Here is a 22,321-nt window from a genome sequence, read left to right on the forward strand (position 1 = left end):
TCAGATGGACGACGGCGTCCCGCGGGCGACAGCGCGCGCCTCTACCTGCTGCTGTCGCGCGCCTCCGCGCGGGGCGCGGAGTTCGCGGAGACGACCTCGGCGATCGCGGAGAGCGCGTCCTCGGCGGAGAACGGCTTCTCCAGGAGCGGGCGGCCCGACGACGCGAGGAACCGCTCGACGTCCGCGCCGAAGCCCACGCCGGTCATGAAGATGAACCCCTGGGCCAGCACAGGATCGCTCTCGCGGATCCGCGTGTAGAAGACGTCGCCCGACATGCCGGGCATGCGCAGATCGCAGAGCACCACGTCGAAGCGCTGCCCGCCCGCGAGCATCCCCATCGCGGCGTCGGCGCTCGGCGCGAGCGCCACCTCGTGCACGCGGCCCAGCTGATCGGACAGCGCGCGGGCGAGCGACGCCTCGTCCTCCACCACGAGCACCCGCACCCGCTTCGAGACGAGCCGCGGCACAGGCGAGACGCTCGGCGTCGCCTCGTCCGTCCGCCCCGCCGCGGGCAGGGAGATGATGAAGCGCGCGCCGCCGGGCGGGACGCGCCCCGGGACCGGGCTCTCCGCCGTGATCTGCCCGCCCGCGCGCTCGATGATCTCGCGGCTGATCGACAGCCCGAGCCCCGTGCCGACCTCCGGACCTTTCGTCGTGAAGAAGGGCGCCCAGATGCGCGGCAGGTTCTCCTCCGCGATGCCGGCGCCGGTGTCGCTCACCACGATCTCGACCGTCTCCCCGTCGCTCCGCGTCTCGACCGTCACCGTCTGGTCGCGGGCCTCGTGCTTCGAGCTCGGCTTCGGGATCGCCTGGGCCGCGTTGACGAGGAGGTTCACGATGACCTGGCCGAGCCGGCCGTCATCCATGAGGATCGGCGGCACTTCGGAGAGGTTCTTCACGATCTGCGCCCGCTCGATGATCTGGCCGCGCGTGAGGCTCAGCGCGGACTCGACCGTGCGGTTCGCGTCCGTCAGCGTGCGCCGCGAGCCCTCGGGCTGCGGCGGGCTCGCGAACAGCTTGAGATCGCGGACGATGTCGACGATGCGCTTGATCGAGTCGCGCAGCTCCTTCACGAGCTCCGACGCGCTGGAGGCGGCGCTGCCCTCCATGCGCACGTTCGGGCCGCGCAGGAGGCGGTCGAGCATGTCCAGGCCGAGCAGGATGAACGCCGCGGGGTTGTTGATCTCGTGCGCCACGCCGGCCGCGAGCGTGCCGAGCGTCGAGAGGCGATCGACCTGGATGAGCCGCGTGCGCGCCGCGTGCTCGGTGCTCACGTCCGCGAGGACGCCCTCGATCGCCACGACGCGGCCGCGATCCGAGACGAGCGGGTACACCGTGCCGCGCGCGGTGATCGCGTCGCCGCCCCGCCGCCGCAGGCGCGCCTCGTAGGAGGCCGACGGGGCCCCGAGCTTGGCCCGCGCGACCGCGTCCTCGAAGCACATCACGCCCTCCGGGTCGGCGTGCGCCTCCCCGAGGAAGCCCGGCGTCCTGAGCGCCTCGGCCACCGGCACGCCCAGGAGCCGCTCGGCGTGCCGGTTCAGGAACGAGAGCTCGCCGGACTCGGGATCGAGCCGGAAGATGATGAGCGGCGCGTTGTCGAGGAGGTTCCGGTGCTGCTCCTCGAGCTCGCGGATCCTGAGCAGCCGCTCGGCGGCCTCGCGCTCCCCGGCGACGACGCGCAGCGAGCGATCCAGGCCTGCGCCGAGCGCGTCGGCGATCTCCTCGAGGAGCGGGATCGGCGCCGAGGCCGCCGCGCCGGCGTCTCCGTAGCCGACGACGAGCGCCGCGATGATCGGGCAGCCGAAGCCGCCGGCCCCGGCCGGCCCGGAGCGCGCGGCGGGGTGGCCGGGCTGGGCGCCCGGAGGCGCGGCCCGCACCGGGAGCGCGACGTACGAGAGGCACCCGGCACTGGCCCCCATCTCGGCGAGCGCGTCCCCCGCGCGGGTGTCGTCGCAGGAGAACGGCTCGCCCTCGGCGAACACCCGCCGGAAGAGCGCCGCGGGCGCCGGCTGGCGCGCGCCGAACGGCGCGGCGGCGAGCGCGTCGCCGCGGAAGACCGCGTACGCGCGGAGCCCGCCCTCCGGCTCCGGGAACACCACCGCGAGGAGCTGGAACGCGGCGAACCGGCCGACGGCCCCGGCGAGCTCCTCGAACGGCCTCGGCAGGAGCAGGTTCGAGTGGCGGGCCACGACGGTGAGGACGGCGTTCAGCGCGACGAGGCGGCCAACCCTCTCGCTCGCAGGCTCAGCGTGCATTTCCACGACATCTCACCACGTCAGCGCGCAGGGACGAGAGGCATTCTTCACTTTTGTCCGGCCGGCGGGTCGCCCGCGGTCGCCGGGGACGTAGGCCGGGCCGCCGCGCCGGCGCAGCGCTCGAGCAGGCGGAGGGCGGCGTCCCGGCGCTCCTCGCTCACGGCGGGCCCCGTGCCGGCGGCCCCGTCGTGCGCTGCGTACTGGGCGAACATCCTGCGGGCGGTCTCGACGTCCTCGACGCCGCACGCGACCACGAGCCGCAGCCGCTCGGCCTCGATCCAGACCCGCTGGACGGGCAGGTGGGCCGCGAGCGCGCGATCCAGACGATCGGCGGCCTCATCGAAGCGGCCGTCGCTCAGGTAATGGCGGCCGAGCAGGTAGTTCGGCAGGCCGTCGCCGGGGGACTGCGCGGCCCACGCGCCGAGGAGCTCCGCCGCCCGGAGCCTGTCGGGCGCGCCGCCGCGCGTGCCGATCAGCAGCTCGACGATGGCCGCGCGGGCGCGCTCGTCGTTCGCGGCGGCGATCTTCACGTCGAGCGTCCGGAGCCGATCCTCGTCGACGAGCCGGCCGGCGACCTCGCTGTACCGCGCCGCCGCGCGCTCCCGGTCGCCCGCGGCGAGCGCGACGTCGCCGAGGCGCTCGGCCGCGCGATCGCGCAGGTGGCGCGGGATCGACCCGTCCCCGGCGATGCCCTCGAGCTCGCGGATCCCCTCGCTGCGCTCGCCGGGCGCGTCGCTGGCGAGCCGCGTCTCGGCGATGGCGATGCGCGGCGCGGGGCTCCGGTCGAGCGACAGCACGCGCCGGTACGCGGCGATCGCGCCCTCGTGGTCGCCGCGCGCGCGCAGCTCCTCCGCCTCGTGGGTGCACGCGTCGACCACGTGCGGGCAGCGCCGCTCGAAGAGCGCCGGCCGATCGAAGCGGGCCTTCGCCTGCGCCTTCGCCGCGTCGGGGAGCGTGAGCGCGTCGAGATCGGCGTGCCACGCGCGCTCCATCACCTCCCACGAGGCGCCGGTGATCTCCGGCAGCGCCTTGCCGCCGTACCAGGCGCGCACCGCGTCCGCGCCGTACGTCGCGCGCACGTGGCCGACGAACGCGCCGCTCACGGTGTAGGCGGTCGACGAGTTCTCGGCGAGGAAGCCGAGCGCGAACAGGCGCGCGAGCGGCGGCAGGATCCCGAGATCTTTCATCGCCTTGGCCCACGCGCGCGGGCTCAGGTCCTCGCCCTCCCTGGGCGAGCCGGCGACGGCGATCCCCTCGATGAGCCCCGGGTCGGGGAGCCACCCGCCGAGCCGCCCGGCGACCTTGAACGGGCCGCTGGCGAAGGCGCCGGCGAGCACGTGCATGATCTCGTGCCCGAGCGTCGGGTGCGGGTAGCCGGCGGCCTGCAGGTACACCTCGCGGCGCCACGGCTTCGCGACGTACGTGCGCGACGCGCCCATGAGCGCGCCCTTCTGCGCCGCGCTCTCGAACAGGTAGGCGCGGACCCGGAGCGGCTGGCCGTCGACCACCGCGGGCGCCCCGAGCCAGCGCTCGCCGGCCTCGATGTGGGCGTCGCACTCGCGCACGAAGCGCTGGACGTCGGCCTCGCGCACGCCGCGCGGGTGGACGACCTCGCAGCGCTGGCCCTTCGAGAGCGCGCCGAGCTCGGCCGCGATGCTCTCGGAGGTCTGGAAGTGGCCGAGGCGCGCGCCCTCCAGGACGGTCGCGGCGCTCAGCGCGGCGCTCACGCCGCCGAGCAGGAGCAGCCCGGGCCGGCCCTGCGGCTGGAACGACACCCGCCCGCCCGCGTCGTGCACGAGGTGCTGCGCGAGCACCGACGCGGCGAACAGGGTGGCCAGCGTCCCCGCGCGGTACGTCAGCAGCCCGGACGCGTCGACGACCGTGTCGTAGAGCGTGCCGCTGAAGAAGCCGGCGAAGGGGTCGTAGGCGAAGACGATCGGGCTCGTGTAGAAGCGGACGGCGCTCACGCCGATCGCGCCGAGGGGGGCGGCGAGCGCCGCGAGGACGGCGATGAGCCGGCGCCGCCACGCCGGGCGGGGAGGCGCGGCGTCGTCGCGCCGGATGCCGGCGGCGAGTTCGCCCGCGACGGCGCCCCAGGCGCCGCAGAGCGCCGCGCCGAGCCCGGGCCCGAGGGCGAAGTGCGCCGAGCCGCCGAGCACATCGCAGAAGCCGGCGCGCAGGCCGTGCGCCAGCGTGGTGGCGTACGCGACGACCGCGAGCAGGGCGCCGCTCGCGACGCCGCGGCGGAACGCCTCGACAGGCGGCGGCCGATGCGCGGCGACGTCGAGGGCGGTCACGATCGCCGCGGCGCCCGGGACGATCAGGCCGGCGGCGAGCGCGCTCTCGTAGCCGGGGCCGTCGAAGAGGGGCAGGAAGCCGACGAGCGCCATCGCGATCGCGACGAGCGCGGCGCCGAGCCTGGTGGCCGGTGAACGCAGCAGCGTGGGCATGGTCGCGTGGGACTCCAGGCCTGCCTTCGTAGCCGCGCCTGCCCGGAGAGGCGAGCGGGATGCGGGCGCCCCCGCGCGATCCAGCGAGTTGCGTTCTCGATGGACGGTTCAGGGAGGAGGGCGGTGTCTTCCGAGGACCCGACGAAACCGTGAGCGGTGATCGCATGGCCGCCGATCCGCCGCGTTCGATAGTGCGCGCTTCTCCTTCCCTCCTCTTTTCTGCTCTGCTCACGCCCCAGACGATGTCCCCTCCCCCCGCCGGCCTCTCACACCATCCCGATTTCCTGCGCCTCTGGGCGGCGCAGGCGGTGAGCGCGGTAGGCAGCCGCATCAGCCGCACGGCGCTGCCCGTGATCGCCATCGTGAGCCTCGGGGCCGACGCGTCGGGCGTGGCGGTCCTCTCCGCCGTGTCCACCGCGCCGGGCGTCCTCGTGGGGCTCTTCGCGGGCGGGGTCGTCGATCGCTCGCGCAAGCGGCCGCTCCTCGTCGGCGCGGATCTCGTGCGCGCGGCGCTGATCCTCTCGGTCCCGATCGCGGCCTGGACCGGCACGCTCACCCTGCTCCAGCTCTCCGTGGTGGCCGCGCTGGTGGGCATGGCCACGTCGCTGTTCCAGATCGCCGACAACGCCTACTTGCCGGCGCTGGTGGGGCAGGAGCACCTGGTCAAGGCAAACGCCAGGCTGGAGGGGACCGAGGCCGCCGCGGAGATCGCCGGCCCCGGCGCCGCGGGCATCCTGATCCAGGTGCTGACGGCGCCGGTGACGATGGTGGTGGACGCGCTGTCGTACCTCGTGTCGGCGGCGCTCCTCGGGCGCATCCGGGCGGCGGAGGCGCCGGCCGTCCCCGCGGGCGGCGGAGGCGATGGGGGCGCCTCGCTGGTCGAGGATCTCCGGGTCGGGCTGCGCCACGGCCTGGGCCACCCCGTGGTCGGGGCGACGTTCCTGGCGATGGGCGCCCATGCCCTCCTGCTCGGCGGGGTCTTTTCCGCGCTGTACATGCTCTATCTCCTGGAGCATCTGATGCTGGACACGACCACGGTCGGGCTGATCATCAGCGTGGGCGGCATCGGCGCGCTGGGCGGCAGTTTCCTCGCGGGCTGGCTGGGCCGACGCCTCGGCGCCGGACCGGCGATGATCCTCAGCCTGTTCATGAGTCAGGCCGGCTGCGCGCTGATCCCGCTGGCCGCGCAGCTCGGGCGGCTCGCGGTCCCTGCCCTCGTGGTGCACCAGCTCGTCGGGGACGCGTTCCTCATGGCGTTCATGATCCACGCGGTGAGCGCCCGGCAATCCATGCTGCCACTGCACGTGCTCGGCCGGGTCGATGCCACGCTCCATGTGCTCACCGGGGCGCTCCTGCCGGCGGGCACCCTGGCGGCCGGCTGGCTGGCGGGGCGGCTCGGCGTGGAGGCGACCGTCTGGGCGTTCGTCATCGCGGGTTTTGCCGCGCCGATCCTGCTGCTGCGGCCCGCGGTGTGGAGGCTGCGGGCGGCGTGAGGGCGCGCTCGCTGGAGGGTGCTTGTCATCGACCGGCGGTGTCGCTCGGTCGGGCAGCCGAGCCTGGCTGGGACCCGGGGGCGGCCACGCGGGCCGCCGCGACGCGGCGCAGGCAGTCTTCCTGATGGGTCCGGGCCAGCGCTTCTGGCAGACGGAGAAGCTCTATCCGCCGCTCGATCGGCATGCAGTAGGTCGTCGCAGCCCACAGCTTCGGGTCATCGACGCCGTGGAGCGGCTCCAGATCGGTCCACACCCGGACGGCCCTGTCATCCGACGCGCTGATGATGCGCTTGCCGTCGGGGCTGAACGCTACGCTGTTGACCGGAGACTCGGAGCCGCGAAGAACCAACGGCTCGCCAGCACCATCGGCATTCCATACCCGTACCGTTCCGTCCTGGGACCCGGTGACGACGCGCTTGCCATCAGGGCTGAACGCCACCCCCAGAGCCCAGTGCTCGTGACCACGAAGAACCACCGGGTCGCCGGCGCCATCCGCTTTCCATAGGCGCGCCGTCTTGTCCCAGGAGGCCGTAGCGATGCGCTCGCCGTCGGGGCTGAACGCCACCCAGTAGACGACATCCTCGTGACCGCGAAGGACCAGCGGCTCACCTTCGCCACCCGCGTTCCACACCCGTACCGTCTTGTCGAAGGACACGGTGACGATGCGCTTGCCATCGGGGCTGAACGCCGCTGAATAGAGCTGAGCCTCGTGACCGCGAAGGACCACTGGATCGCCGGTGCCATCCGCGTTCCACACACGTGCCGTCCTGTCCCACGACGCCGTGACGATGCGCTCGCCATCGGGGCTGAACGCTGCGGAACAGACCTGAGCCTCGTGACCGCGAAGGACCACTGGATTGCCGGTGCCATCCGCGTTCCACACACGCGCCGTCCTGTCCCACGACGCCGTGACGATGCGCTTGTCATCAGGGCTGAACGCCACCGAATGGACCACGTCCCTGTGACCGCGAAGGACCACGGGCGCGCCGGTGCCATCCGCGTTCCACACGCGCGCGGTCCTGTCCTCGGGCGCCGTCACGATGCGCCCGCCGTCGTGGCTGAACGCCACCGAAGCGATCGGCTCCTGGTCACGGAGAAGGACCAGCGGCTCGCCCGTGCCATCCGCGCTCCACACGCGCACGGTGTTGTCGTACGATGCGGTCGCGATGCGCTTGCCGTCGGGGCTGAACGTCGCCCAGACGGCATCCTGGTGACCACGAATGACCAGGGGCTCGCCCGTCCCGTCGGCCTTCCACACCCGCGCCGTCTTGTCCCGGGACCCAGTGACGATGCGCCGGCCATCGGGGCTGAACGCCGCCGAATAGACCGGAGCCTCGTGACCCCGGAGGACCAGCGGCTCGCCCGTCCCATCGGCCTTCCACACACGTGCGGTTTTGTCCGACGACGCCGTGACGAGTTGCTGGCCATTGGGACTGAACGCCACCCCCTGAACCTCGTGCTCGTGGCCGCGAAGGACGACTGGCTCACCGGTGCCATCCGCGCTCCACACGCGCGCGGTGTGGTCGTACGATCCGGTCGCGATACGCTTGCCGTCAGGGCTGAATGCCACCGCATAGACCGGAGCTTCATGCCCCCGAAGGATCAGCGGCTCGCCCGTCCCATCGGCCTTCCACACACGTACCGTCCTGTCGTGGGACGCGCTGGCGATGCGCTGGCCATCGGGGCTGAACGCCGCCGAATTGACCCGCCCCTCATGGTCCCGGAGGACCAGCGGCTCGCCCGTCCCATCGGCCTTCCACACACGTACGGTCCCGTCCCATGACGCCGTGACAATCCACCTTCCATCAGGGCTGAACGCCGCCGAGCTGACCCCGTTCTCATGACCTCGGAGGACCAGCGGCTCACCCGTCCCGTCGGCCTTCCACACGCGCGCGTTCTTGTCCAACGACGCGGTGACGATGTATCTGCCGTCGGGGCTGTAGCTCGCCCCCATGACGCCGCCTGGATGGGTGAGCACCGCCCGAGCGACCCAGCTGTGCAGCGCCCCGCGCGCCAGGACGGCCCACCCTCGCGGCACATCGGGCGGCTCGACCTCGCGCAATATCGAGAGCGCGGTCGTGGGGTCGGCCTGCAGCTCGCGCGCCGCGGCCATGCGGGTGGCGTTGCGCGCTTGCAGGGCTTCGGCCTGTGCACGGGCCGTTTCCTGGTCGGCGCGCGCGGCTTGCTGCTCGGCGCGCCTGGCTTGCCGGTCGGCGCTGATCGCGAGGGTCGACACCATGAGCGCGATCGCGGTGAGCATCGCTATCACGCCCATGGCGATCTGCCGCCGCAGTCGCCGCGCGCGCTCGGACAGGGCCACGACGGCAAGGAGATAGCGCTCCTCGCGCTGGCCGAGCCCGGAGCGCCATTCGGCGCCCTGCTCGGCGCGGCGGCGCTCGCGCCACGCTCGAGCCTCGTGCGCCGCACGATCGCGCCAGAGCAGCCCCTCGGCGTGACCGCTCGCCTCCCACTGCTGGGCCGCAGCGCGCAGCCGGGCAAGGAACTGCGCGTCTTGCTCGCTCTCGGCGAGCCACTGCCGGAGCTTTGCCCACCTCTCGATCAACGACTCGTGAACCAGCTCCACCGTCGTGCCCTCGCGTTCGCCGCCGGCCTCGGTGAGCAACAGCCGCGCCCCGGCCAGGTGCTGGACCACCTGCGCGATCGCCTCACCGGCGTGGTCTTCGCTGTCCTGTGCGAGCTCACACAGCTCGTCCAGGCTGACCACCGCGCGCGTGCGCTCGGGCGTGACAAGGCGCGCCAGCACCGCCCGAGCCAGCCGCTGCTCGCGCACCGGCAGCGCCGAGAGCACCGCGTCCGCATGCGCGGATAGCGCCCCGGCCACGCCGCCGAGCTGCTCATAGCTGTCCCGCGTCAGCAGCCGGCGCGCGCGGTCCCGCGCCTCCCACAGCTTCGCGGCCGTGAATTGCAGCAGCGGCAAGGGGCTGCGCGTGCTCTCCAGCGTGTCCAGCATGTGCTCGACCATCTCGGCGGTCTCGAAGCGAAGACCGGCCGCGACCAGCGGCCTCATCAAAGCTTCACGCAAGCCTTCGCGCCCCATGGGCGGCAGCAACGAGAGACCACGAGTCACGTGGGTCATGAACTCGTAGTCATCGGCGACGCGGTCGAGGAAGTCCGAGCGGATGGCGAGCAGGACCCGCAGGGGCGACGAGGCGTCGTCGGCCGCGCCCTCCAGACAGGCGACGAACGCCGCCCGTTCCTCGCGGCTCGCGCCGAGCGTGTACAGCTCCTCGAACTGATCGACGAAGAGCAGGACGTGGTGCCTTGTCCCCTGACGGCGGCAGCGCGCTCGCAGCCGGGCGCCCAGGTAGCCCGGCTGCGCGCTCAAGGTGGCGACGATCCCACCGTGCCCGGTGAGCTCGACCGTGCCCGACGGCGCGCCCGCGTGCTCGGACTCGGCCACCTGCGCGAGCACATCGACGAGCGCCGCCATCGGGTGGCGCCCTGGGCGCAGGGTGAACGTCTCCCAGCGGTCGCTGGAGCGCTTCAACGCCGGGATCACCCCCGCGCGCACGAACGACGATTTGCCCGCCCCGGAGGGCCCGGCGACCGTGACGAGCGGCTGGTAGCGCAGCCGCGCCGTCATGGCGGTCACGTCCCGATCGCGGCCGAAGAAGCGCGCTGCGTCCGACTCCTGGAACGCGGAAAGCCCCGCGAACGGGCAGTCGTCCTCGCCGAGCCCGGGCGCCTTGCGACCGGGCAGCAGCGCCTCGAGCTCGGCGAGCAGCTCCCTGGCCGAGCCGATGCGCTCGTCCTTCCGCTTCTTCAGGCACCGGTCGACGAGGGCGCCCAGCGCGCCCGCATCAGGGCGCCGCGCGCTGACGCGCGGCATGGGAACATCGAAGTTCACGATGTCCGCGAGCCGCTCGATCGGCGATGGGTCAAGCGGGTGCGCCCCCGTGAGCAGCGTGTACAGGAGGATGCCCACGGCCCAGAGGTCGCTGCGCGCGTCCACGTCCTCTCCCAGCAATTGCTCGGGCGACATGTAGGACGGCGTTCCGACGAGCGCGCTCCGAAAGCTCTGTTCATCATCTCCCGAGAGCGTTCCCCGCGCTTCCGTGAGCGTCGATAGCAGCTTGGCATCGAGTTGCTTGGCGATCCCGAAGTCGACGACCTTGATGCACCCTGCGTCGTCGATGAGGATGTTCTCCGGCTTGAGATCGCGGTGGACGATCCCGAGCTCATGCGCGCAGACCAGCGCGCGGACCACCGGGATCATCAGCTCGACCACCAGCTCGACCGGCATCGGGCCCGGCGCGCCGGAGCGCTCGCGCTCGGCTCGCCACTGGCTCAGCGTCCGACCCTTGATGTACTCGAGCACGAGGTACGGGTGTCCACGGAGCTCGTCCACCTCGTGGATCACCACGATGTTCTCGTGCCGGCAGCTCGCCGTGGCACGCGCCTCGGCCAGGAAGCGCTCGATCCCCTGCCCGCTGTACTCGAGCAGCAGCTTGATCGCGACGAGGCGCCCGAGCTTCGTGTCCCGGGCCAGGTACACGATGCTCATGCCGCCTTGCCCTAGCTCGCGGATGATCTCGTAGTGCTTGATCGTCCCGCCGACATCCACGAGCGTCGAGCCCTGAGCGCGGTACGCCATCGTCGCGCCCGCCAGCGTCGTCGACGCCGGTGACGACCGGACCGCGGTCTCTTGCGCTCGCTCCTCGGGCATCGAGCCAGCCGCGGCCCCCGCGCGCGCGAGCTCGGGGAGCGCGAGCGTGCGCACCGCCTCTTCACCAGGAGCGCTGCTCGAGACGAGAGAGCTCAACGGCGTATCCGGCTCGACGCTCAGGCAGCCTTGCTGCCTATCCTTGCTCGATGGCATCGTCCCCCACGCCCCGTCCGGCGTCGCCGCTCTGGAGGCCCGGACGGCTCCCTTCCCCACAATCTCAGTTCACTCGACGTTCCAGCGATTTCCGCGCAATGGTCTTGTTGGTCGTGGCACCCTGTTATTGCAGTCGCACCTTGGGTGAGCAACCTGGCCGACGGGCAGACCGCGACCCCGCGCTGCGTGCCGACCCGCCCTGGCAGCATGTACAACGCGGGGGACCAACGCTCGTCATCGGTCGGGCGCGCCGCGTCGTCCGACAGCCGAGTTCAAGGAGCAGCCGTGCGGGCTGCGTCGACCCGGCGCAGACAGGCCTGCTGGTGGGCTCGAGCGGTGGCCTCGGGCACGCGGAAGAGCTCAATCCTCCGCTCGACGGGCATGCAGTAGGTCGTCGCAGTCCACAGCTTCGGGTCATCGACGCCGTGAAGCGGCTCGAGGTCGGTCCACACCCGCGCGACCTTGTCATCGGACCCAGTGACGATGCGCTTGCCATCGGGGCTAAACGCCACGCTGTTGACCGGGGAATCGGAGCTGCGAAGGACCAAGGGCTCGCCCCTGCCATCCGCATTCCATATCCGCGCCGTGTGGTCCCGGGACGCGGTGACGATGCGCTTGCCGTCGGGGCTGAACGCCGCCGAACTGACCCAGTGCTCGTGACCACGCAGGACCAGGGGCTCGCCGGTACCGTCGGCGTTCCACACGCGAGCGGTCTTGTCCCATGAGCCCGTGACGATGCGCTTGCCGTCGGGGCTGAACGTCGCCGAAAAGACCGGACCCTCGTGACCACGCAGGACCAGGAGCTCGCCTGTGCCATCCGCGCTCCACACACGTACGGTCTTGTCCCATGAGGCCGTGACGATGCGCTTGCCGTCGGGGCTGAACGCCGCCGAAACGACCGGATCCTCGTGACCGCGAAGCACCAAGGGATCGCCTGTGCCATCCGCGCTCCACACACGTACGGTCTTGTCCCATGAGGCCGTGACGATGCGCTTGCCGTCGGGGCTGAACGCCGCCGAAAAGACCGGATCCCCGTGACCGCGAAGCACCAAGGGATCGCCCGTGCCATCCGCGCTCCACACACGTACGGTCTTGTCCCCTGACGCCGTGACGATGCGCTTGCCGTCGGGGCTGAACGCCGTCGAAAAGACGGGGGCCTTGTGACCGCGCAGCGCCAAGGGATCGCCCACTCCATCCGCGCTCCACACGCGTACAGTCCTGTCCAACGACGCGGTGACGATGCGCTCGCCGTCGGGGCTGAATTCGGCCGAAACGACCGGATCCTTGTGACCGCGAAGCACGACGGGATCGCCCACGCCACCCGCGCTCCACACGCGCGCGGTCCTGTCCAACGACGCGGTGACGATGCGCTTGCCGTCAGGGCTAAACCCCGCCGAGTAGACGACATCGTCGTGGCCACGGAGGATCAAGGGCTCGCCGATTCCATCCGCGTTCCACACGCGCGCGGTCCTGTCCAACGACGCGGTGACGATGCGCTTGCCGTCGGGGCTGAACGACGCCCAAGAGACTTGCTCCTCATGCCCGCGGAGGACAAGGGGCTCGCCCGTGCCATCCGCGTTCCACACGCGCGCAGTCCTGTCCAAGGACGCGGTGACGATGCGCTTGCCGTCGGGGCTGAACGCCGCCGAATAGAGCCCCTCCTCGTGACCACGGAGGACCAATGGCTCGCCCGTGCCATCCGCATTCCACACGCGAGAGGTCCTGTCCAAGGACGCGGTGACGATGCGCTTGCCGTCGGGGCTGAACGCCGCCGAATGGACAGGGGCTTCATGACCCCGGAAGACCTGGGGTTCGCCCGTACCATCCGCGTTCCATACCCGCACGGTTTTATCCCAGGAGGCGGTGACGATGCGCTTGCCGTCGGGGCTGAACGCCACCGAATGGACAGGGGCTTCATGACCCCGGAAGACCTGGGGTTCGCCCGTACCATCCGCGTTCCACACACGCGCCGTCTTGTCATGCGACGCCGTCGCGATGCGCTGTCCGTCAGGGCTGAACACCGCTGAACGAACGACGCTCTCGTGACCTCGGAAGACCAGGGGCTCGCCCGCACCATCCGCGTTCCACACACGCACGGTCTTATCCCAGGATGCGGTCACGATGCGCTCGCCGTCAGGACTGTAGCTCGCACATACGACGCCGTCCGGATGGGTGAGCATCACGCGAGCGACCCAGCTGTGCAGCGCCCAACCCGCGAGAGCTGCCCAGCCTCGCGGCACATCGGGCGCCTCGACCTCGCGCAAAATCGCGAGCACGGTCGTAGGATCGGCTTGCAGCTCGCGCGCTGCAGCCATGCGGGTGGCATTGCGCGCCTGAAGGGCTTCGGCCTGCGCACGCTCCGCTTCCTTTTCGGCGCGGAGCGCCAGGTAAGACACGATGAGCGCGATCACAACGAGCGCGGCGATCACGCCCATCGCAAGCCGCCGCCGCAAGCGCTGCGCGCGCTCGGCGAGGGTCACGACGGCCAGCAGATAGCGCTCCTCCCTCTTGCCGAGCCCGATGCGCCACTCGGCGCCCTGCGCAGCGCTGCGGCGCTCATACCATGCTCGAGCCTCCTGGGCCGCGCGATCGCGCCAGAGCAGCCCCTCGGCGCGCCCGCCCGCCTCCCACTGCTGGGCCGCGGCTCGGAGCCGGGCCAAGAGCTGCGCGTCTTGCTCGCTCTCCGCAAGCCACTGCCTGAGCCGCGCCCACGTTTCGATCAAGGACTCATGGACCAGCTCCACGGTCGTGCCCTCGCGCTCGCCGCTGGTCTCGATCAGCAGCAGCCGCGCACCGGCCAGGTGCTGGACCACCTGCGGGATCGCCAGAAGCGCCCCCTCCTCACTGCCCGCAGCGCCACCGTAAAGCTCGTCCAGGCTCACCACCGCGCGCGTGCGCTCGGGGGTGACCAGGCGCACGAGCACCGCACGGGCCAGCCGCTGCTCGCGTGCCGGCAGCGCCGAGAGCACCGCGTCCGCGTGCCCGGACAGGGCGCCAGCCACGCCGCCCAGCCTCTCGTAGCTGTCTCGCGTCAAGAGCCGGCGCTCGCGATCCCGCGCCTCCCACAGCTTCGCGGCCGTGAACTGAAGGAGTGGCAACGGGCTGTGCGTGCTCTCGAGCGTGCCCAGCATGTCCTCGACCATCTCCGCGGTCTCGAAGCGATGACCAGCCGCCTCCAGCGGCCTCGTCAACGCGTTTCGCAGGCCGTCGCGCCCCATCGGCGGCAACAGGCTGAGGCCGCGTGTCACATCGCCCATGAAATCGTGTTCATCGGCGATTCGATCAAGAAAATCTGAGCGAATGGCGAGCAGGACGCGCAGGGGCGACGACGCGTCGTCGGCCACGCCTTCCAGACAGGCGACGAACGCAGCTCTCTCCTCGGGCGCTACGCCGAGAGTATAGAGCTCTTCGAATTGATCGACGAAGAGCAGGACATGATGCCTCGTCCCCTCACGGCGACAGCGCGCTCGCAACCGAACACCCAGGTGGCCCGGCTGCGCGCGCAAGGTGGCGACGATCCCGTCGTGCTCGGCGACCTCGAGCTCGGCCACCTGCACGAGCACATCGACGAGCGCCGACAGCGGCCGGCGCCCTGGTCGCACGATGAACGTCTCCCACCGCTCGCTGCCGCGCTTCAACGCAGGGATCACCCCCGCGCGCACGAGCGACGATTTGCCCGCCCCGGAGGGACCGGCGACCGTGACCAGCGGCTGGTAGCGCAGCCGCGCTGTCATGGCGGCGACATCGCGATCGCGACCGAAGAACCGCGCGGTATCCGACTCCTGGAACGCCGATAGCCCTGCGAACGGGCTCTCTCCCTCGCCGAGCTCGGGCCCTTTTCGGCCGGGCAGCAGCGCCTCCAGCTCGGCGAGCAGCTCCTTGGCAGAGCCGATCCGCTCTTGCTTCCGCTTCTCGAGGCACCGGACGACCAGATCGCCGAGCGCGCCCACGTCCGGGCGCCGAGCGCTGACGCGAGGCATTGGGACATCCAAGTTCAGGATGTCCGTGAGCCGCGCGACCGAGAACGGGTCGAGCGGGTGCGCCCCCACGAGCAGCGTGTACAGGAGGATGCCCACGGCCCAGAGGTCGCTGCGAGGATCGATGTTCCCGCCCAGCAATTGCTCGGGCGACATGTACGCCGGCGTACCGATGATCGCGCTCCGATGGCCCAGCTCACCGCCGCCCGCGAGCGCCGCCCGCGCCCCCGTGATCGTCGACATCATCTGAACATCGAGCTGCTTGGCAATGCCGAAGTCGAGCACCTTGATACATCCTGCGTCATCGATCAGGATGTTGTCCGGCTTCAGATCGCGATGCACGATCCCGAGCTCGTGCGCGCAGACCAGCGCGCGGACCACAGGGATCATCAGCTCGACCACCTGGCTGGGCGGCATCGGGCCGGACGGCCCTATCGCAGCGAGCAGCCCTGGCGCGCTCGGGTGCTCGCGCTGCGCCATCCATTCGCTCAGCGCGCGGCCCTTGATGTACTCGAGCACCAGGTACGGGTGTCCGCGGATCTCGTCCACCTCGTGGATCACCACGATGTTCTCGTGCCGGCAGCGCGCCGTGGCCCGCGCCTCGGCCAGAAGGAGCTCGCTCCCTTGCCCGCTGTGCTCGCTCAGGAGCTTGATCGCGACAAGGCGCCCGAGCTTGGTGTCCCGCGCCAGGTACACGCTCCCCATGCCGCCCCGGCCCAGCTTGCGGATGATCTCGTAATGCTTGATCGTGCCGCCTGCGTCCGGTAGCACGGAGTCCAGAGCACACTCCGCTAGCGTCGCTCCCGCCAGCATCTTCCCATCTTGCGCCGGCAGCAGCGCGGCCTCCTGCGCTCGCTCCTCGGGCACCAGGTCGGCCGCGTCCTCCGTGAGCGCCATCCCGGCGAGCGCGAGCGTACGCACGGCCGCTTCACCAGGAGCTCCGCTCGCGATCGTGTGGTCCGGCCGTCGCCGCACCAGAATCTCGGAATCTCCGCTCGCCCCTTCTCCTCTCGGCTCCAGCTCCTCCCGCCCGTTGCCCTCCACGCTGGCCGCACGTCCGGGCACGAGCTCGAAGACGGCATAGAGCCGCCCCTCGCCAGCGTGCCCCCAGTCGATGGGCCAGCCGATGCGGGGGTGGTGGAGCCGCGTGCAACAGCGCATCTCCCGCAGGAATCGCGCCAGGCCACGCCGCACCAGATGCGCGCCAGCGCCGTCCCGCGCCATGCGCAGGATCTGAACGACGATCGGCTGACCGCTCTCGATCAGCCGCCCCTTGTAGACTGCCGCTCGGCGGCTCGCCCGGAAGCATGACAAGATCTCGTAGCGGCCCTGGAACACCATCCCTGGCGCGAGGATCCGCCGGCTCATCCTGGCCCCTCCGCTCGCCGCCACCTCGCTCGCCAGCTTCAGGCGAAACATCCTCACCCCGCATCGACAAGCAGCGATCCCAACGGTCGAGCTTGTCGCCCCTCCCTGACGAGAGAGCTCGACGCCATACCCGATCCCATGCTCAGGCAGCCTCGCTGCCTGTCCTCAATGATCTATAGCATCGCCCCCACGCATCGCCCGACATCGACGCTCCCGACGTCTCGACGGGTCTCTTTCCGACAATCTCCGACCCCCCGACGCTCTCGCGCTTTCCTCGCCAGACGCAGCATGGACCTGCGAGCAGCGCCAGAGCCCGCTGCTTCCTCGGCGCGCTCACGCGCTCGACGCAGCGACGCTCCTCATCGGCCGGCCGTGCCGCGCAGCCGGCCCCCCGAATCCGCCTGCCCCCTCGGCGCGGCCGCGCGGACAGCGGCGACCTGCCGCAGACAGGCCTCCTGGCTCGCCCGGGCGGCCGACTCGGGCACACGAAGGAGCTCGATCCTCCGCTCGACGGGCATGCAGTAGGTCGTCGCCGTCCACAGCTTCGGGTCATCGACGCCGCGGAGCGGCTCGAGGTCGGTCCACACCCGCGCGACCTTGTCGTCGGACCCGGTGACGATGCGCTTGCCATCGGGGCTGTACGCCACCGCGTTGACGGACGCATCGGACCCGCGCAGCACCAGGGGCTCGCCCGTGCCGTCGGCATTCCATATCCGCGTCGTCTTGTCGTCGGACGCGGTCACGACATACTTGCCATCAGGGCTGAACACCGCAGCATTGACCAGGTGCTCATGACCACGCAGGACCACGGGCTTGCCTGTGCCGTCGGCGTTCCACACCCGCGCCGTCTTGTCCCACGACGCCGTGACGATGCGCTTGCCGTCAGGGCTGAACGCCGCCGATACGACCCAACGATCGTGCCCTCGCAGGACCACGGGCTCGCCCGTGCCATCGGCGTTCCACACACGCGCCGTGTTGTCATAGGAGGCGGTGACGATGCGCTCGCCGTCGGGGCTGAACGCCGCCGAACGCACCCTGTCCGCGTGACCACGGAGCGTCACGGGCTCTCCAGATCCGTCGGCGCTCCACACACGCGCCGTCTTGTCAAAGGACGCCGTGACGATGCGCTCGCCGTCAGGGCTGAACGCCGCCGAGCGAACCCTGTCCGCGTGGGCACGGATCACCAGCGGTTCCGCCGAGCCGTCGGCGTTCCACACACGCGCCGTCTTGTCGTCGGACGCGGTGACGATGCGCTTGCCGTCAGGGCTGAACGCCGCCGAGAACACCTCCCCCTCGTGGCCACGGAGGATCACGGGCGCCCCCGCGACCTCGGCGTTCCACACCCGCGCCGTCCTGTCCCACGACGCCGTGACGATGCGCTTGCCATCCGGGCTGAACGCAGCCGAGGAGACGGAATCCTCGTGACCACGGAGGCTGAGGGGCTCACCCGTGCTCTCGGCGTTCCACACCCGCGCCGTCTTGTCATAAGACGCCGTGACGATGCGCCTGCCGTCGGCGCTGAACACCGCAGAGTAGACCCGATCCTGGTGGCCGCGCAGGATCCGAGACTCCCCCGACCCATCGGCGTTCCACACCCGCGCCGTCTTGTCCCACGACGCCGTGACGATCCGCTCGCCATCCGGGCTGAACGCCGCCGAGTAGACGACATCCTCGTGGCCGCGCAGGATCCGGGGCTCGCCCGACCCATCGGCGTTCCACACCCGCGCCGTCTTGTCCCACGACGCCGTGACGACGCGCTTGCCATCCGGGCTGAACGCCGCCGAGTAGACGGCATCCTCGTGACCGGGCAGGACCACCGGCTCGCCCGTGCCATCCGCCTTCCACACCCGCGCGGTCCGGTCGAACGACGATGTCACGATGCGCCCGCCGTCGAGGCTGAACGCCGCGAAATAGACGGGCTCCGCATGACCCCGAAGGACGAGGAGCTCGCCCGTGCCGTCCGCCTTCCACACCCGCGCGGTCCGGTCGAACGACGCCGTCACGATGCGCCCGCCATCGGGGCTGAACGCCGCCGAATAGACCCCGTCCTCGTGACCGCGGAGGACGAGCGGCTCGCCCGCACCCTCCGTGCGCCACACCCGCGCGGTCCTGTCGTCCGACGCCGTCACGATGCGCTCGCCGTCCGGGCTGAACGCCACCGAGTTGATCGGCGCGTCGTGGCCACGAAGGACCAGCGGCTCGCCCGTGCCATCCGCGTTCCACACCCGCACGGCCCTGTCCGCGCAGATCGTCGCGATGTGCTTGCCGTCGGGGCTGAACGCCGCGCGAATGACGAAATCCGGATGGGTGAGCACCACGCGCGCGACCCAGCTGTGCAGCGCCCAGCGCGCGAGGGTGGCCCACCCGCGCGGCACCTCGGGCGGCTCGACCTCCCGCAAGAGCGCCAGCACCGTCGTGGGATCGGATTGCAGCTCGCGCGCCGCGGCCATGCGGGTGGCATTGCGCGCCAGGAGCGCGTCCGCCTGCGCGCGGATCGCCAGGTACGACACCATGACCGCGAACGCGCTGAGCGTCGCGATCACGCCCACGGCAAGCTGCCGTCGCAAGCGCCGCGCGCGCTCGGCGAGCTCCACGACGGCCAGGAGATAGCGCTCCTCGCGCTTGCTCAACCCCGCTCGTCCATCGGCGCCCTGCGCGGCGCGCCGGCGCTCGTACCAGGCCCTCGCGTCCTGGGCCGCGCGGTCACGCCAGAGCAGCCCCTCGGCCCAGCCGCTCGCCTCCCACTGCTGCGCCGAGGCGCGCAGCCGGGCCAGGAACTGCGCGTCTTGCTCGCCCTCGGCGAGCCACTGCCGGAGCTTGGGCCACCGCTCGATCAGCGACTCGTGCACCAGCTCCACCGTCGTGCCCTCGCGCTCGCCCCCGGTCTCGATCAGCAGCAGCCGCGCAGCGGCCAGGTGCTGGACCACCTGGTCGATCGCCTCGCCCGTAGGACCCCCGCCGTTCTGCGCCACCCCATGGAGCTCCTCCAGGCTGACCACCGCGCGCGTGCGCTCGGGCGTGACCAGGCGCACGAGCACCGCGCGGGCCAGCCGCTGCTCGCGCGCCGGCAGCGCCGAGAGCACCGCGTCCGCGTGCCCGGACAGGGCGCCGGCCACGCCGCCCAGCCGCTCGTAGCTGTCTCGCGTCAGCAGCCGGTGCTCGCGATCCCGCGCCTCCCACAGCTTCGCGGCCGTGAACTGCAAGAGCGGCAGCGGGCTCCGCGTGAGCTCCAGCGTGCCCAGCATGTCCTCGATCATCTCGGGCGTCTCGAAGCGATGACCGGCCGCCTCCAGCGGCCTCGTCAGCGCGTCGCGCAGGCCCTCGCGCCCCATCGGTGGCAGCAGCGACAGACCGCGCGTCACGTCGATCACGAAATCGTGATCATCGGCCATGTGATCGAGGAAATCCGAGCGGACGGCGAGCAGCACACGCAGGGGTGATGACGCGTCGTCGGCCACGCCTTCCAGGCAGGCCACGAACGCGGCCCGCTCCTCGCGGCTGGCGCCGAGCGTGTACAGCTCCTCGAACTGATCGACGAAGAGCAGGACATGGTGCCTCGTCCCCTCGCGGCGGCAGCGCGCGCGCAGCCGAGCGCCCAGGTGCCCCGGCTGCGCGCGCAGCGTGGCGACGATCCCATCGTGGTCCGCGAGCTCGGGCGGCCCGGACCCCGTGCTGGCCACCTCGGACTCGGCCACCTGCACGAGCACATCGACGAGCGCCGACAGCGGCCGGCGCCCCGGCCGCACGATGAACGTCTCCCACCGCTCACTGGAGCGCTTCAACGCAGGGATCACCCCCGCGCGCACGAACGACGACTTGCCCGCCCCCGACGGCCCGACGACCGTGAGGAGCGGCTGGTAGCGCAGCCGCGTCGTCGTGGCGGCGATCTGGCGATCGCGGCCAAAGAAGCGCGGCGCGTCCGACTCCTGGAACGCGGACAGCCCCGCGAACGGGCTCTCGTCGTCGCCCAGCTCGAGCGCCTTTCGACCGGGCAGCAGCGCCTCCAGCTCCGCGAGCAGCTCCTTGGCCGAGCCGATGCGCTCGTGCTTGCGCTTCTTCAAGCACCGATCGACAAGGTCGCCGAGCGCGCCCACGTCCGGGCGCCGCGCGCTCACGCGCGGCATGGGGAGATCGAGCTTCACGATGTCCGCGAGCCGCGCGACCGAGAACGGGTCGAGCGGGTGCGTCCCCACGAGCAGCGTGTACAGCAGGATGCCCACGGCCCAGAGGTCGCTGCGAGGATCCACGTCCCCGCCCAGCAATTGCTCGGGCGACATGTACGCCGGCGTGCCGATGAGCCCGCTCCGGTGGCCCTCGCCGTGGCCTCGCGCGAGCGTCGCCTGCGTGCCCGTGAGCGTCGACATCACCCTGGCGTCGAGCTGCTTCGCGATCCCGAAGTCGAGCACCTTGATGCTCCCTGCGTCGTCGATGAGGATGTTCTCCGGCTTGAGATCGCGGTGCACGATCCCGAGCTCGTGCGCGCAGACCAGCGCGCGAACCACAGGGATCATCAGCTCCACCACCTGGCCGGGCGACATCGGGCCGGACGGCCCTATCGCGGCGAGCGGCCCTGGCGCGCTCGGGTGCTCGCGCTGGGTCAGCCATTCGCTCAGCGTGCGGCCCTTGATGTACTCGAGCACCAGGTACGGGTGTCCGCGGATCTCGTCCACCTCGTGGATCACCACGATGTTCTCGTGACGGCAGCGCGCCGTGGCCCGCGCCTCGTCCAGGAAGCGCTCGTTTCCTTGTCCGCTGAACTCGAGCAGCAGCTTGATCGCGACGAGGCGCCCGAGCTTCGTGTCGCGGGCCAGGTACACGATCCCCATGCCGCCCCGGCCCAGCTTGCGGATGATCTCGTAGTGCTTGATCGTGCCGCCGACGTCCGGCAGCGCGGAGCCCGGACCGCGCCCCGTCGGCGCCGCTCCCCCCACCGTGGTTGAGCCGTGCGCGTCGTGCGCGTCGTGTACCGACGGCGCTGCGGCCTCGCGCGCTCGCTCCTCGGGCGTCACGCCGGCCGACGCCTCCGTGGGTGCCAGGCCGGCGAGCGCGAGCGTGGTCTCGGCCGGTTCGCCACGCTCGCCGCGCATTCCGCTCGATCCCGGCCGGCCCGGCTGTCTCTGCTCCCGGGCCTCGGCGTCGCGGCGCGGGGTCTCCTCGAGCTCGAGCGTCGCCTGCGGCAGGGTCGCGCCGAGCGCATGCTGCTGCGGGTCGTCCTGCGAGGGCATCACCTCCCGCAGGGTGTGTCCCGGCATGAGCTCGAAGACGGTATAGAGCCGCCCCTCGCCGGCATGCCCCCAGTCGACGGGCCGGACGATCGGAGCGTGGTGGAGCCGCGTGCCAGAGCGCATCTCCCGCAGGAACCGCGAGATGGAGCGCCGCGCATGGTGCCCGCCGTCTCCATCGCGAGGCAGATGGAGGATCTGGAGGACGATCGGCCGACCGCCCCCGATGCGCCGGCCCCTGTAAACGACGGTTCGGCCGCTCGCTCGGCAGCAGGACAGGATCTCATAGCGACCCTGGAACACCGTCCCTGGCGCGAGGGTCTCGCGGCTCATCCTGGCCCCTCCGATCGCTGCCACGCCCGCGCGGCGGCTCCGGGTGAAACGTCCCCACCCCCTGTCGACACGCAACGCTCCCGAATGTCGAGCTCGTCGCGCCGCTCTGGCGAGAGAACCCGATGGCGTACCCGGACCGATGCTCAAGCAGCCAACCGTCGCTGCCTGTTGGAAGGTTCTATAGCATACCCCCCCACATCGTCCGGTGTCGGCGCCTCGGATGCGTCAGCCCCTCTCCTTCACACAAGGGCTCCCGTCGTTCTCCTCCTTTTCTTCCGCCATTTCAGGCCGCTCGGCATTGCGGCAATTCCCAGGCACCGAGCCGTGGCACACGCGAGGAGCCGGGCTGTGGCTCAGGCGACGAGCCCAGTCAGCGCTCGGGT

Annotated in this window: 6 protein-coding genes; 1 reads left to right on the top strand and 5 read right to left on the bottom strand. The window is 71.5% G+C overall.

The features are described 5' to 3' along the window. Window positions 1-41 precede the first annotated feature (41 nt). Together WMF12_RS24050 and WMF12_RS24055 are read right to left on the bottom strand one after the other, a co-directional pair. On the bottom strand, window positions 42-2,255 hold the full coding sequence (locus tag WMF12_RS24050) for a hybrid sensor histidine kinase/response regulator (protein ID WP_437873890.1): 2,214 nt from the start codon (window positions 2,253-2,255) through the stop codon (window positions 42-44). Between the two features lie 47 nt (window positions 2,256-2,302). Further along, window positions 2,303-4,705: a hypothetical protein gene (locus WMF12_RS24055; RefSeq protein WP_437873812.1), complete on the bottom strand. Its 2,403-nt coding sequence runs from the start codon at window positions 4,703-4,705 to the stop codon at window positions 2,303-2,305. Between the two features lie 242 nt (window positions 4,706-4,947). Here WMF12_RS24055 and WMF12_RS24060 point away from each other — a divergent pair, with 242 nt between their 5' ends. Further along, window positions 4,948-6,198: an MFS transporter gene (locus WMF12_RS24060; RefSeq protein ID WP_437873813.1), complete on the top strand. Its 1,251-nt coding sequence runs from the start codon at window positions 4,948-4,950 to the stop codon at window positions 6,196-6,198. A 25-nt stretch (window positions 6,199-6,223) separates the two neighbouring features. Here the strand turns inward: WMF12_RS24060 and WMF12_RS24065 are convergent, their stop codons facing one another. The 3 genes from WMF12_RS24065 to WMF12_RS24075 all read right to left on the bottom strand — a co-directional run bounded on the left by WMF12_RS24065 (window position 6,224) and on the right by WMF12_RS24075 (window position 21,938). Continuing rightward, window positions 6,224-10,813: an nSTAND1 domain-containing NTPase gene (locus WMF12_RS24065; protein ID WP_437873891.1), complete on the bottom strand. Its 4,590-nt coding sequence runs from the start codon at window positions 10,811-10,813 to the stop codon at window positions 6,224-6,226. Between the two features lie 497 nt (window positions 10,814-11,310). Next, on the bottom strand, window positions 11,311-15,828 hold the full coding sequence (locus tag WMF12_RS24070; protein WP_437873892.1) for an nSTAND1 domain-containing NTPase: 4,518 nt from the start codon (window positions 15,826-15,828) through the stop codon (window positions 11,311-11,313). A gap of 914 nt (window positions 15,829-16,742) precedes the next feature. Continuing rightward, the gene (locus WMF12_RS24075) at window positions 16,743-21,938 is read right to left on the bottom strand and encodes an nSTAND1 domain-containing NTPase (protein WP_437873814.1); all 5,196 of its coding nucleotides are present in this window, start codon (window positions 21,936-21,938) and stop codon (window positions 16,743-16,745) included. Between the last annotated feature and the right edge of the window lie 383 nt (window positions 21,939-22,321).

The sequence above is a fragment of the Sorangium sp. So ce363 genome, assembly GCF_051520435.1.
GTDB lineage: Bacteria > Myxococcota_A > Polyangia > Polyangiales > Polyangiaceae > Sorangium > Sorangium cellulosum_B.